The following is a 12,198-nucleotide window of genomic DNA, read 5'->3' on the forward strand; positions in this document are numbered from 1 at the left end:
CGTAGTAAAAAATAATGTCTATTTTTCCTGAAATTTTATACTATGGCTCTTAATAAAAATGCTTTAATTCGCTATAAAACCATTGATAAATGCCTGCAAAACAATTACAGGGAATGGACTTTAGATGATTTGATTGAAGCCTGTTCCAATGCATTATACGAATATGAAGGCAGGGAGGTAAACGTGAGCAAACGTACCATTCAGCTAGACATACAAATGATGCGCAGTGACAAACTGGGCTATAATGCCCCTATTGTAGTGTATGATAAAAAATTTTACCAGTATGAAGACCCTGCTTATTCTATAACCGACATCCCCCTGAATGAAAATGACATGAGTGTGCTTACCGAAACGGTAGAAATGCTGAAACAGTTTAAAGATTTTTCGCTGTTTTCGGAATTGGGGGGTATCATTCAGCGACTGGAAGACAAAGTATATACCGAAAAAACAAAGCGGTCAGCAATAATACATCTCGACAAAAATGAAAATTTAAAAGGATTAGAACATCTTGATACGCTCTATCAGGCCATACTTAAAAAAATAGTATTACACATTACCTATAAATCATTTAAAGCGCGAAAGGCTTCAGAGGTGGTTTTTCATCCTTTTATTTTAAAAGAGTTTAATAACAGATGGTTTTTGGTGGGTAAAACTTCTGAAAAAAAACCAATTGCTACTTTTGCTTTAGACAGAATAGAGAAAGTAGATTATGATTTAAACATTCCCTACTTAGACATCGATTTTAATGGTGAAGAATACTATAAAAATACTATTGGAGTAACTGTATTAAACGAAGAACATGTACAGGAAATCCATTTAAAAGTAGATAAAAGCAATGCTCCTTATGTACTTACCAAACCTTTACACCACACTCAGGAAATTACAGAAAAGCTGAATGATGGAAGCATTATAATAAAACTGGATGTACATATAAATTTTGAACTGGAAAGAGTAATTTTAGGCTTTGGTGAATGTATCGAAGTTATCAAGCCCCGACTATTGCGAAAAAGAGTCAAAAAAAATCTGCAAAACGCTGTTAAGCTATACAAATAAAAAGGCCTCTGATTTTCAGAGGCTTTTTTTGTGCGGGTGATAGGACTCGAACCTACACACCGTGAGGCACCAGATCCTAAGTCTGGCGTGTCTACCAATTTCACCACACCCGCAGGTAATAACAAACTTGATATGTGTTTCATTATTGTGGGTGCAAATATACGCATAGTTTGATATAATGCAAGAAAAAAATTGAAAAAAATAATAAATATTTTTATGTAATTTTGACTGTAAACCTATATCATTAATTTTAAAATGGATAACATAAAAAGCTACGTAGCGGAGCATAAAGAGCGATTTATAAACGAGCTTATAGAATTATTAAAAATACCTTCGGTAAGTGCCGACAGCGCCTACTCTCAGGATGTAATAAATACTGCCGAAGCCGTAAAAGAAAGCCTTGAAAAAGCAGGCTGCGACTTAGTGGAGATTTGCGAAACTCCGGGCTACCCCATAGTATATGGCGAAAAAACAATAGATAAAAACCTGCCTACGGTTTTGGTTTACGGACACTATGATGTGCAACCTGCCGATCCGGTTGAGCTTTGGACATCGCCACCATTTGAGCCGGTTATTAAACCTACCGAGATTCATCCTGAAGGAGCTATTTTTGCGCGTGGTGCCTGTGACGATAAAGGACAAATGTATATGCACGTAAAGGCATTGGAATATATGGTTAAAAATAACACCCTGCCCTGTAATGTGAAATTTATGATTGAGGGTGAAGAAGAGGTAGGATCGCCAAGCCTTGGCTGGTTTGTAGAACGTAACCAGGAAAAACTTAAAAACGATGTGATATTAATTTCCGATACAGGAATGATATCTAACTCACAACCTTCTATCACCACAGGACTAAGAGGACTTAGCTATGTAGAAGTAGAGGTTACAGGTCCTAACCGCGACCTGCATTCAGGTTTATACGGAGGTGCAGTTGCCAATCCTATAAATATATTGGCAAAAATGATAGGGCAGCTTCATGACGAGAATAACCATATAACCATACCCGGATTTTATGATAAAGTAGAGGAGCTTTCGCGTGAAGAACGTGATGAAATGGCAAAAGCGCCTTTCTCGCTTGAAGCATATAAAAAAGCATTAAATATTGAGGACGTATATGGCGAAGCTACTTATACTACAAACGAGCGCAACTCTATCCGCCCAACGCTTGATGTAAACGGTATATGGGGCGGTTATATAGGCGAAGGAGCTAAAACTGTTATTGCCAGTAAGGCGTACGCCAAAATATCGATGCGTCTTGTTCCTGACCAGGACTGGAAAGAAGTTACTGAATTATTTACTAAACATTTTGAGAGTATTGCTCCTAAAGGCGTTAAAGTAAAAGTAACACCGCATCATGGTGGGCAGGCTTATGTTACCCCTATAGACAGCATTGGTTACCGGGCAGCAGCAAGTGCTTACGAAGAAAGCTTTGGTATTAAGCCAATACCGGTACGTTCAGGTGGTAGTATTCCTATTGTAGCATTGTTTGAAAAAGAACTCAAAAGCAAAACTATAATGATGGGCTTTGGGTTGGATAGCGATGCCATCCACTCCCCTAACGAGCATTTCGGGATATTCAATTACCTGAAAGGAATCGAAACCATCCCGTTATTCTATAAGTATTTTACTGAAATGATTAAATAAAAATATCGGCCTAAACCCTTTGTATTTGGGATTTTAAGATATAACATATTATAAAACAGTTAAATCCGCCTATAATAGGCGGATTTTTTTATTCCAAAAATTTGCACGTTTAAATTTTTATTCTACATTTGTAGAAACAAATCTATTTTTGTAGAAATGAAATTAACAAAAACCGAAGAACAGCTAATGCAATTACTGTGGAAACAGGAAAAAGCATTTATGAAAGATTTGCTCGAGTTATTCCCGGAGCCCAAGCCTGCCCCTTCTACCGTAGCTACATTACTGAAACGAATGGCAGACAAAGGCTTTGTAGGGTATAAAGAGTACGGCAATTCAAGGGAATACTACCCTTTGGTAGAAAAATCGGATTACTTCTCAAAAGAAGTAAACGGAATGATAAAAAGTTTCTTCAACAATTCGGCGGCACAGTTTGCTTCTTTCTTTACGCAGGAAACCAACATGACTGCAGCAGAACTGGAAGAACTGCGAAAAGTGATTGACAAAGAAATTCAAAAGAAAAAGCAATGATTGCATTTTTAATAAAATCAGCCATAAGTATGGGTGTACTACTGGGAGTATATCATCTTTTTTTGGAGCGCGAAAAAATGCACCGTTTCAACAGGTTCTATTTGTTGTTTAGTATTGCCTTCTCATTGGTGTTGCCCCTCATCATCATCCCGATATATGTAGAAGCGGAACCCATACAGGAAGTGATGTATAACACCATACCCGCTACGGGGGATACTGCTGCGCCTGTTGTACAGCCCATTAATTATTTACCTGCAATCCTCTGGTCATTATACGGACTTTTTACCGCTGCTTTTCTATTCAGATTTATAAGAAACTTATTGCTTTTTAAGCAGAAAATCAATTCCGGTAAAATAATTCGGTATGAGAATACCAATCTTGTATTGATAGCCGAAAAAACGTTACCCCACACTTTCCTGAACTATATTTTTATAAATGAACAGGATTACGAAGCAAAAAGTATAGAGAGTGAGCTTTTTACGCACGAACTTACTCACGTAAAACAAAAACATACACTTGATGTTTTATTTATAGAAACGCTTAAAACCATCTTTTGGTTTAACCCATTGTTGTACTTGTACGGGCAGTCCATCCGGCTTAACCACGAATTTTTGGCAGACGAAAAAGTAGTAGGCACAACACAAAATGTAATTTCCTATCAAACTATTTTACTACAAAAAACATCAGGGTTAATTCCCGCATTTGCCAGCAACCTGAATTTTTCTTTAACTAAAAAACGATTACTCATGATGACAAAAACCACCTCCCGAACCAAAGCATTGCTTTTGCAAATAGCAGTTACACCTGTTATGGCAATTCTATTAATGTTGCTTTGCACAGAAGAAATTATTGCACAGGAAACTAATTCCCTTAAAGACATCCCGGCGAATAACATTAGGGGTATAGAAATCAGAAAGGACATATCACAATTTCAAATCGACTCTTTAAAAAAAATTGACCCTGTAAAATACCGTAATTTAAACACAAAGGATTACTATATTATGAAAATAACCTATGTGGATGAAAATGGTAAAACTGCTGTAAAAAGAAGTTTTGAACCAAACCCTGCTCAGGCAGAACTGACAAAATTATCAGATTCGATTAAAGAGGCTAATACGATAGACCCGCTCAAAATAAGAAAAATAGAATATGTAACAATAGAAGGTGAAGAATTAGCCAAACTTAAACAAGATGTACCATTACTCTTTAAAGATCCTAATACTAAATATCGTAAAAAGATAATAACCTATGTTGCAGAAGACGGCTCTGTGAAAGTAAAAACAACTTTCGAAAATGTTAATGGCGAAACTACAACCCTGCCAATGAAACTGGGACCTCTACAGCCTCCCTTTGAAATAGAGCAAATCACAAATACAGAAGAGGATGTTGTTTACAATTCATCGAAATTAACAAAAATGTCGGAGTATAGCGAGGGAGGTATGAGTGGTTTTTATAACTACATCAATCAAAACTTTAAAATTCCTGAAACAAAAGAAGATATTACTGCCAGAATATATGTTTCCTTCATAGTTGAAAAAGATGGCTCTATGTCGAACATAAAAATACTGAGAGACCCCGGACATGGTTTGGGCGACGAAGCTCTGCGAGTGCTTAAAACAATGGATAAAAAATGGATTCCGGGAGAGATGGACGGTAAACCAGTACGTGCCAGCTATAACCTTCCTATAACCATAAATATTAAAAATTAAATTGCATAATTTGTTGTTTATAAAAGTCCGTCCCTTGTGGCGGACTTTTTCTATTAAAACCAGACGTATCAGCCATTTATAACATTGTAGCAAAAAACACGTTATCTTTGTAATCATCATCAATCAAATCAATCATCATGTTAAAACGTTTTTTCATTACCTGTTCAGGGGCAGACAAAGCCATCATCTACAGTTGCTCCAATGGTGAGCAAAACAAATATGCCGGCATCGGGGCTACTGTTTTCTTTACCGCCCTCCTGGCATGGATTGCTGCTTCATACGCACTTTATACCGTATTCGATACTATTTATGCCGCTGCCTTTTTCGGGCTGATATGGGGATTACTTATTTTTAACCTCGACCGTTTTATTGTATCTACCATCCGCAAGCGCGATCGTTTCAGTCAGGAATTATTACAGGCAACTCCGCGTATCGTTCTTGCCATTATAATTGCCATAGTAATATCAAAGCCTCTGGAAATTAAAATTTTTGAAAAGGAAATTGACACCGTACTGGTTAAAGAAAAAAATGAAATGGCGCTTGCCAATAAAAAACAGGTAGCCGACTATTATGCAGGCGACCTGAGCAAAAATAAGGCTTCGATAGACAGCTTAAAATCTGAAATTGCGCAGAAAGAAAAAGAAGTAAACGCCCTTTATGCCACTTACATTACCGAAGCCGAAGGGACAAGCGGTACACTAAAACTGGGCAAAGGCCCTGTATATAAAGAAAAGCGTGAAAAACACGATGCTGCACTGGCACAACTGGACACGCTGCGAAAAAACAATATGGCAAAAATTGCCGCGAAAGAGACAGCAGCAGCAGATTTACAAACAGATCTTGACAAAAAAATTGCCGATACCCAACCCGTAATTGACAACTTTGACGGACTTATGGCGCGCATCAACGCTTTGGGAAAATTACCTTTACTGCCATCGCTGTTCATCATGTTGCTGTTTTTGGCAATAGAAACCTCCCCCATTATAGCCAAATTGCTTTCGCCAAAAGGGGAATATGACTTTAAACTGGAGGAAGGCGAAATGGCGGTAAAAACCGGTCTTACCCAAAACAATTATCAGCGCGAACTGATGCGCACTACCGATGCAGCCATTTATGATGATGTATATGGCGAGATAAGACAAGATAAAGAACTGTACAATTACAAAAAGAAAAAAGCTATCGAACTGCTGGAAATGCAAGCCGACAGTTTCTCGAACAAACAGAAAAACGCTATGTAATTTCTGCCTGTATTTTCTTGGTAAGGCTTTTGAAAACCAATTCGTACGAATGGTCTATCAGCTCTTTTAAAAGCGATAGCGGTACATCGCTGTTTACTGATACGGTATTCCAATGCACTTTACTCATGTGATATCCGGGGGTTATGCCCTCATATTCCACGCGAAGTTCCATAGCTCTCTCCGGGTCGCATTTCAGGTTGATGGAAGGCTCGTTCTTTTCCCACTGCGAAAGCGAGGAAAGAGCAAACATTTTTCCGCCGACTTTAAATACCAGTGTGTCTTTCTAAATCAGGGGGTGTTGGTTCACCTTTGATTTTATTATTGATAGTATTAATATTATCCTTCTTCATTTTATGCTCCAAGCTAAAATCACTATTTTCATCTTCATTCAAACGATAATAAACAGCACCCTCGCTGCTGTGATGCTGAGCATAAATGTTACTTGGGATATCAATTGTATAATGTATCTCAATATAATACTCCTGCCAATGACTATCATACTCAACCATTATCTTCTTAATCATCTTAGTAATAATTGACCTCTTTTCCTCAAAAGATGTTTCCTCAGAAAACTTTTCAAACAAAGAAGTATATTGTTTTACCAAGTCAGTATTGCTTGTGATGAATGAGAGCATCTTTTCAGATTCATCCAAACTTTTCTTATACTTCTTAATCTTCCTGTCAATAGAAGCTAGCTGAACAGCAATATCATCTTCTGTTAATGTACCTTTAATTACAAGTGATATAGCCCTGCTTCTTTCTTTTTGAAGTGTTGCCAGTTCATCTTGCAATGTATCAACTTTGCATTCATATTTCTCAACTTCCTTTTGCTTATCCTCAAAAGCAAAGTGTTGTTCAATATTTTGTTTAAGACCATCATTTAAAAATAAATGTTCCCAAATAAAAGCATCAAGCTTACTAATATTGATTCCTTTATTATCACAGCCTTCTCCCTTATACCGTTTACTACTGCACAAATAACTATTCTCACTTTTTTTCTCATTACGCCTCCCATACATCCTACTAACCTTATTGCGTTGTACAGCACAACGATTACAATACAGCACATTTGAAAGCAGGAAACGATGTGATATTTTCTTACCGTCACTATTTGCATTGAGAGGTAAATGGTCATTAACCTGTTGCCAAACAATAGGGTCAATTATCGCAGGTACAACAAGTTTTTCACCGTTATAAATCCGCTCTCCTTTATAGAAAGTATTAACTATAAGATTTCTAATGCTGCTGGGTGACCATCTGTATTTATTATTAAGCCCCTTTTCTTTTGCTTTTCGGGAATAAACAGTTGGAATGTTATTTTCATTGAAGTAATGCGATATACCGTTGCATCCCATGCCATCATTGGATAACTGATAAGCCTTTTTTACATGGTGTGCTTCTTCTTCATTTATAATAATATACCCCTTATTATCCATCTTATAACCAAAAGGCAATGTACCCTTACCCTTACCCTCCTTGGCTCTCATGGTTAAAGCACTTTTCACCTTTATTTTGGTAGTGGTTACATGGTACTTATTTATAACAGAAAGCAAATCACCAAAGAACTCCTGCTGAGGGTCATGCAAATCAACCTGACCATCTAAATGCGTAAAGTATTTAATGTTATGCTTTTTAAATAGGTCTAATATCACAAATCTTATTTGCGGATTACGCTCAAAGCGTGATTGGTCATAAGCATACACATGGGTAAGTTTACCGATGCTCACATCAGCAATGAAACGTTGAAATTCTGGTCTGTCTTCAATCTTTTCACTTGCACCTGATAATCCCTCATCAATGTAAAGTTGATAGCTTAAACCCAAAGCTTTTGCTTTTGCCACCCCCTTTTGCTTTTGGTCTTCTATCGATAAATCGTTGCCATCTTTTATTCTGCTTATCCTGCAATATATACCAATCATAAATTCTATATTTTTTTACAAATATATAAATAATATTTAATAACAGTGTCTTTTTTTATGTGGGGGTAAATATTTTTATTTAATAATTTATTGATAGATTATAATACTATAAGTATATATACAATATTTTTATAACTATTTTCAATATTTATTTGCAATATAATTAAATAAGACATATATTTGCATCATCAAAATAATCAAATCTCTCATTATGACTTCATGCTTGGCAAAGGCATTGGAAGATGGTGAAGCTTTGATTATTTTTTTTATAAACATTTTAAAAGTATAAGTATATGAAGATTATTGATTTCAATTGGTTGTGTAACGGTGTAGATTACAAGTATTCTATAAGTATAGAAAATAGGGACACCCATTATAATTTAAATTTCCTAGCAGAGGATGAGAGTGTAATAGAAAGCTTCGAAGGTTCGGAACAGGAATGTACAGATAGTATTATGAAAATGCTAAGACATTTTCATGTACAACCTGAGAATTTGGTTATCACTGACATTGACCCAAAATTTATTGGATTTGAAAGTTTGATAGTAGCATTAGAAAATTGAAAATAAATTAGTCTTTTTTCATAGCTAGATATTTATATTAAACGCTGTTTCCGAAATGGGTAGCCTGGGATGGAATATTTCTAGGATGCCCCTAACAATTTTAAATTTTATACAAATGGAAACAAAAAAAATGATTGAGTTTTTTAAGAATAATAAAAATGCCATAAATACATATGAATGGGACTTTATTGGGTCACTAGTAGATTTCTTTGAAAAAAAGGGTTATCTAACTAGTAAACAAGAATATTACGCTCATTGTAATTTAACAAAAGTACAAGAAAGATTAGATTTTTTACTTGAAGAAAAGAATAAAACAAAAGAAGTAGATGGTTTTCTTCTTACAAATGATAATGTTACTTTCTTTGAAGATGAGGACGGTCTTACACCATGTTATACAACAAGGGTAAGGCATATAGCCACGGGTAAAGAGTACGTGTTCCAAACAAGAAAAATTTTCGATTTTGGTCATACTGTTAACCCAGCCTATTCTATTGCGGAGGGAATAGAAGGTGGTTTGTGCTATAAAAATAAAGACAATACATGGACATGGAAATCTTTCTCAGAAGATAATGGTTGGTATGAAGTAAGACCAATAAAAGATTTAGAGCTTGAATGTTATTTAATTGCTGAAAAACATTCCTTTAGTGATAAAGAAATGGTTATGTAATAATAAAAAAAGTATCCATAATGGATACTTTTTTGTTTTACAACATATTTATATATATGAACAATATAGAAACAATGTATTCCGATAGCGGAAAAGAAATATTTAAAATACTCTACAACAATAATCACCAAATAAAAAAGGTTTGGTTAAATGGTCAACTGGTTATGAGAATAGAATATAATGCCGATGGAAATATAATCAAATATGAAGATAGTAATGGTAATTGGTATGATGAGAAGTTTCTAGATTCCCCTTGCTACTACCCTATTGATATTATAATAGAAGGTTATAGACATGAAACTGATAAATTACTACGGAAAGAAACGGGAAGGAATGAACAATTAAATAGTTGGGGAATTGCTGAATAAATTACTATTCAGCTTTCACAGTAATAATTTCATTTATATTGGTGGTAAAGCGTTGACTTAAAAAATCCTGTTTCATCTTCCATTTTCTGCTCAAATCATTTCTACCAAACTTTATTTTTTCTCCCAGCATCTTTTTATTTACACTGTCAATTACATTCATCAATACCTTATGCTTGGGATTCTCATATTCAAACATACTAAGTTGTTTCGTTTCATCCTTGGTAATTCCCATCAGAATAACCCCAGCTTTCTTATAATGATACCCTTCTTTGAAAATCAATTTTAAGGCTTTCTGAGCGTGTTTGTTTAACTCAAATGTACTTGATGTAGGATAGGGTAATTTTATGCTGTAACCAGTATTATATTGAGCCAAATCGTGCCGATGTCTGTTGCTCCTAATAAACACATAAATCACCTCGCAATTGCTACCCTGCTTTCTCAACTTTGCTGCTACCGTAGTTGTAAATGTGCTTATACGTTCCTGCATTAATTCATACTCAGTAATCATATAATCGAATGAACGGGTGCAAGCAATATTTTGTTTGTCTTTTACTTCCTCTTGCTGTATTGTTGGTATTCCTCTAAGGTCATGCAATAGCCTTAAACCTACAACGCTAAAATATTTTCGGACATAATTATCATTGAGTTGGGTAAAATCATAAGCAGTATTAGCACCGATGCTCATCAGCTTCTTTGCATGCTGTCTGCCGATACCCCAAACATCTTCTATTTTAGTCCATTTAAGGGCTTTCACACGCTTATCTTCATTATCAATAATATAGTAGTTACCTGTATGTTCAGGGTACTTCTTAGCTATCCTATTAGCTATCTTTGAAAGTGCCTTTGTGGGTGCAAAACCAATACTTACGGGTACACCAACCCCTTTTAATAAATCTTGATGAATTTGTTTTCCTATATCATATAGTGAAAAATTATCGAACCCCTTAAAATACATAAATGCCTCATCGATACTGTAAACTTCAACATCGGGAGTATAATTTTCAAGCATAGTCATAAGCCTATTGCTCATATCAGCGTACAGCGTATAGTTGGAGGATAATACACGGATATTATGTTCTTTGATTTTATCTTTTATTAGGAAATAAGGTTCACCCATCTTTATACCCAAAGCTTTTGATTCATTGCTTCGGGCAATAACACAACCATCATTATTAGAGAGAACCACTACAGGAACATTTTGCAATTTAGGATTGAATACCCTTTCAAATGATGCGTAGCTATTATTACAGTCAACAAGAGCATACATTTTATCTTCTTTTTTTACGGTGATTCTTTAATGTATGTGTTACTATACCCCATATTTCAAAACCTTCATTATCATTAACCAAAATTGGTTTATAATTATCATTTTCAGGCATAAGTAAAACACAGTTTTTTTCAACTCTCAACCTTTTAAGAGTAAAATCATTATTAATAACAGCAACACATATATCACCATCTTGAGCTTTAAGTATTCTGTTGATGGCAATTATGTCACCATCTTCGATTCCTGCATTAATCATCGAATTTCCTGACACTTTCGCACAAAATATAGTGCTGGGTGAAGTCCCAAATACCTCCTCATCGAAACTAATTCTTGTTTCTTCAAAATCCTGTGCAGGTGAAGGGAAACCTGCACTAATAAAAACATCAAAAAATGGGGCTTTCGTAGTTGGATGGAGTTTTTCAAATTTAAAAAATTCCATACGTAAGATTATTTTCTACAAATATAGTAATATTTTCTAATATGAGGGAAAAAATATTATTACCGTTGGAATAGTTCATTCATATCAACATCCAAAGCTTCCGCTATTTTATATAGCTTATCAACACCCATAACGAAATCGCCATTCATGTATTTTCTAAGGGTACTTGGTTCAATATTCAATTCCCCAGCGATGATGCGAGTTTTTAAATCCTTCTCAGCGATAATACGTTTGATATTATTCCCAAGCAGTACAGCTATTTCATTCTTATTATCCATATAAGCAAAGGTAATTTCTGCATTATTGATAATCAACGATATATATTGCGCTCAAAATATTGCATTCAATATATATTTATTAGTATATTTGCACTATAACATATAAATACTTTACAATGAAAAAATTACTATTACTATTTATTGGAATGAGCTTATTATCATGCTCAAGCGATGATTCATCAACAGTTCAACCTCCAACTGAACAACAGTACATACCAGATAATATTTTATATTTCTATGCTGATGAAAATGCATTACATGGAAACTATAAAATGCAATTTAATGGAGCTGAAATTGATGGTTACTTAACCACAAGTACGACAGGCTTTTATAAAATAATCAATGCTGACCTCATTACTCATCTTGATATACAAGCGCACAATGATTCCCCGCTTTCAATGAAATTCAATCGTTCAAATATTAATGTTGAAGGAGGTATATATGCAGGTAAGCACTATCTAATAACATTTACAACAGACCAAGATGGTTATAAAATACTTGACCAAATAAACGAATTATAAAAAA

At 35.0% G+C, this 12,198-nt stretch carries 13 protein-coding genes, 1 tRNA gene and 1 pseudogene; 9 read left to right on the top strand and 6 right to left on the bottom strand.

Features of this window, described 5'->3' with window-relative positions; genetic code table 11:
- Window positions 1-42: 42 nt before the first annotated feature.
- On the top strand, window positions 43-1,053 hold the full coding sequence (locus E0W68_RS02105; protein ID WP_135217743.1) for a helix-turn-helix transcriptional regulator: 1,011 nt from the start codon (window positions 43-45) through the stop codon (window positions 1,051-1,053).
- Window positions 1,054-1,084: 31 nt separating this feature from the next.
- On the opposite strand, the gene E0W68_RS02110 is transcribed toward E0W68_RS02105, so the two are convergent.
- Window positions 1,085-1,166: transfer RNA gene (locus E0W68_RS02110), tRNA-Leu, on the bottom strand.
- A gap of 142 nt (window positions 1,167-1,308) precedes the next feature.
- On the opposite strand from E0W68_RS02110, the gene E0W68_RS02115 reads away from it, so the two are divergent.
- From E0W68_RS02115 to E0W68_RS02130, 4 genes are all read left to right on the top strand, one after another.
- Window positions 1,309-2,697 carry a dipeptidase gene (locus tag E0W68_RS02115; RefSeq protein WP_135217744.1) on the top strand — a complete coding sequence of 463 codons (1,389 nt, stop codon included), beginning with the start codon at window positions 1,309-1,311 and terminating at the stop codon, window positions 2,695-2,697.
- Window positions 2,698-2,853: 156 nt separating this feature from the next.
- On the top strand, window positions 2,854-3,225 hold the full coding sequence (locus E0W68_RS02120; protein ID WP_135217745.1) for a BlaI/MecI/CopY family transcriptional regulator: 372 nt from the start codon (window positions 2,854-2,856) through the stop codon (window positions 3,223-3,225).
- Complete coding sequence (locus E0W68_RS02125) at window positions 3,222-4,934, top strand: M56 family metallopeptidase (RefSeq protein ID WP_135217746.1); 1,713 nt, start codon at window positions 3,222-3,224, stop codon at window positions 4,932-4,934. The genes E0W68_RS02120 and E0W68_RS02125 overlap by 4 nt, the downstream gene beginning before the upstream one ends.
- A 137-nt stretch (window positions 4,935-5,071) precedes the next feature.
- Window positions 5,072-6,172: a DUF4407 domain-containing protein gene (locus tag E0W68_RS02130; protein WP_135217747.1), complete on the top strand. Its 1,101-nt coding sequence runs from the start codon at window positions 5,072-5,074 to the stop codon at window positions 6,170-6,172.
- Here the strand turns inward: E0W68_RS02130 and E0W68_RS02135 are convergent.
- Window positions 6,165-6,455 (bottom strand): annotated as a pseudogene (locus tag E0W68_RS02135) (MmcQ/YjbR family DNA-binding protein); the annotation flags it as partial. The gene E0W68_RS02130 and the pseudogene E0W68_RS02135 sit on opposite strands and share 8 nt — an antisense overlap.
- The gene (locus E0W68_RS02140) at window positions 6,436-8,091 is read right to left on the bottom strand and encodes a recombinase family protein (protein WP_135217749.1); all 1,656 of its coding nucleotides are present in this window, start codon (window positions 8,089-8,091) and stop codon (window positions 6,436-6,438) included. The gene E0W68_RS02140 and the pseudogene E0W68_RS02135, both read right to left, overlap by 20 nt.
- A 293-nt stretch (window positions 8,092-8,384) precedes the next feature.
- Here E0W68_RS02140 and E0W68_RS02145 point away from each other — a divergent pair, with 293 nt between their 5' ends.
- The 3 genes from E0W68_RS02145 to E0W68_RS02155 all read left to right on the top strand — a co-directional run bounded on the left by E0W68_RS02145 (window position 8,385) and on the right by E0W68_RS02155 (window position 9,689).
- Window positions 8,385-8,654 carry a hypothetical protein gene (locus tag E0W68_RS02145; RefSeq protein WP_135217750.1) on the top strand — a complete coding sequence of 90 codons (270 nt, stop codon included), beginning with the start codon at window positions 8,385-8,387 and terminating at the stop codon, window positions 8,652-8,654.
- A 115-nt stretch (window positions 8,655-8,769) separates the two neighbouring features.
- The gene (locus E0W68_RS02150) at window positions 8,770-9,321 is read left to right on the top strand and encodes a hypothetical protein (RefSeq protein ID WP_135217751.1); all 552 of its coding nucleotides are present in this window, start codon (window positions 8,770-8,772) and stop codon (window positions 9,319-9,321) included.
- A 56-nt stretch (window positions 9,322-9,377) separates the two neighbouring features.
- On the top strand, window positions 9,378-9,689 hold the full coding sequence (locus tag E0W68_RS02155) for a hypothetical protein (protein WP_135217752.1): 312 nt from the start codon (window positions 9,378-9,380) through the stop codon (window positions 9,687-9,689).
- 4 nt (window positions 9,690-9,693) lie between these two features.
- On the opposite strand, the gene E0W68_RS02160 is transcribed toward E0W68_RS02155, so the two are convergent.
- Genes E0W68_RS02160 through E0W68_RS02170 form a run of 3 tightly spaced genes read right to left on the bottom strand, consistent with a single transcriptional unit; the run spans window position 9,694 to window position 11,673 of the window.
- The gene (locus tag E0W68_RS02160; RefSeq protein ID WP_135217753.1) at window positions 9,694-10,956 is read right to left on the bottom strand and encodes a Y-family DNA polymerase; all 1,263 of its coding nucleotides are present in this window, start codon (window positions 10,954-10,956) and stop codon (window positions 9,694-9,696) included.
- 1 nt (window position 10,957) lies between these two features.
- Entirely contained in the window at window positions 10,958-11,395 is a 438-nt protein-coding gene (locus E0W68_RS02165; RefSeq protein ID WP_135217754.1) for a LexA family protein, read from the bottom strand.
- Window positions 11,396-11,454: 59 nt separating this feature from the next.
- A complete protein-coding gene (locus tag E0W68_RS02170) occupies window positions 11,455-11,673 on the bottom strand; it encodes a helix-turn-helix domain-containing protein (protein WP_135217755.1) in 219 nt (72 codons plus the stop codon).
- 116 nt (window positions 11,674-11,789) lie between these two features.
- Between E0W68_RS02170 and E0W68_RS02175 the strand changes: the two genes are divergently transcribed.
- Window positions 11,790-12,194 (top strand): hypothetical protein, encoded by a 405-nt coding sequence (locus tag E0W68_RS02175; protein WP_135217756.1) that lies wholly within the window; start codon window positions 11,790-11,792, stop codon window positions 12,192-12,194.
- The last annotated feature ends 4 nt before the right edge of the window (window positions 12,195-12,198 follow it).

It is taken from the genome of Flavobacterium salilacus subsp. salilacus (assembly GCF_004634195.1).
GTDB lineage: Bacteria > Bacteroidota > Bacteroidia > Flavobacteriales > Flavobacteriaceae > Flavobacterium > Flavobacterium salilacus.

Bases quoted from the DNA above. Each gene is read 5' to 3' on its own strand.
- E0W68_RS02175 (WP_135217756.1), top strand. From the start codon at position 11,790: ATGAAAAAATTACTATTACTATTTATTGGAATGAGCTTATTATCATGC.
- E0W68_RS02105 (WP_135217743.1), top strand. From the start codon at position 43: ATGGCTCTTAATAAAAATGCTTTAATTCGCTATAAAACCATTGATAAA.
- E0W68_RS02125 (WP_135217746.1), top strand. From the start codon at position 3,222: ATGATTGCATTTTTAATAAAATCAGCCATAAGTATGGGTGTACTACTG.
- E0W68_RS02170 (WP_135217755.1), bottom strand. From the start codon at position 11,673: ATGGATAATAAGAATGAAATAGCTGTACTGCTTGGGAATAATATCAAA.
- E0W68_RS02150 (WP_135217751.1), top strand. From the start codon at position 8,770: ATGGAAACAAAAAAAATGATTGAGTTTTTTAAGAATAATAAAAATGCC.
- E0W68_RS02160 (WP_135217753.1), bottom strand. From the start codon at position 10,956: ATGTATGCTCTTGTTGACTGTAATAATAGCTACGCATCATTTGAAAGG.
- E0W68_RS02130 (WP_135217747.1), top strand. From the start codon at position 5,072: ATGTTAAAACGTTTTTTCATTACCTGTTCAGGGGCAGACAAAGCCATC.
- E0W68_RS02140 (WP_135217749.1), bottom strand. From the start codon at position 8,091: ATGATTGGTATATATTGCAGGATAAGCAGAATAAAAGATGGCAACGAT.
- E0W68_RS02120 (WP_135217745.1), top strand. From the start codon at position 2,854: ATGAAATTAACAAAAACCGAAGAACAGCTAATGCAATTACTGTGGAAA.
- E0W68_RS02145 (WP_135217750.1), top strand. From the start codon at position 8,385: ATGAAGATTATTGATTTCAATTGGTTGTGTAACGGTGTAGATTACAAG.
- E0W68_RS02165 (WP_135217754.1), bottom strand. From the start codon at position 11,395: ATGGAATTTTTTAAATTTGAAAAACTCCATCCAACTACGAAAGCCCCA.
- E0W68_RS02115 (WP_135217744.1), top strand. From the start codon at position 1,309: ATGGATAACATAAAAAGCTACGTAGCGGAGCATAAAGAGCGATTTATA.
- E0W68_RS02155 (WP_135217752.1), top strand. From the start codon at position 9,378: ATGAACAATATAGAAACAATGTATTCCGATAGCGGAAAAGAAATATTT.